This window comes from Shewanella sp. AC91-MNA-CIBAN-0169 (genome assembly GCF_040310165.1).
Taxonomy (GTDB): Bacteria; Pseudomonadota; Gammaproteobacteria; order Enterobacterales; family Shewanellaceae; genus Shewanella.
The window spans coordinates 1-244 of the sequence record NZ_JBEOPM010000180.1 but is presented as its reverse complement, the minus strand read 5'-3'; the positions used below and the strand labels follow the sequence as shown (position 1 = coordinate 244).

At 65.6% G+C, this 244-nt stretch carries 1 protein-coding gene; it reads right to left on the bottom strand.

Going from position 1 to position 244, the window contains the following annotated elements; translation table 11 throughout:
* Positions 1–244 (bottom strand): hypothetical protein (locus tag AAEY98_RS22595; protein ID WP_351019872.1); only part of this gene is annotated, 244 nt, incomplete at both ends.

Sequence of the window (244 nt, the reverse complement as noted above, 5' to 3'; positions counted from 1 at the left end):
GCCGAAGGGCGCGGGCCTTGGGTGATCGCCTGTTCATCCTTGCCCAGTGCACTGAGGTAACCCTGTGTACCGCCTCGTTCGCTCCAGTAATGGGTGTGGCTGAGCCAGGATCTGGCCAGCCAGCCTTTGCCATTGCCCACGGTCACCGGCAAGTCCAGCACGCCGCCGCCCATCACCGGCTTGACCGGGCCGCCGACGATGTCGCCGAATACGCCGAAGGGGGCAGGGAAGTACAGGTTGGTCC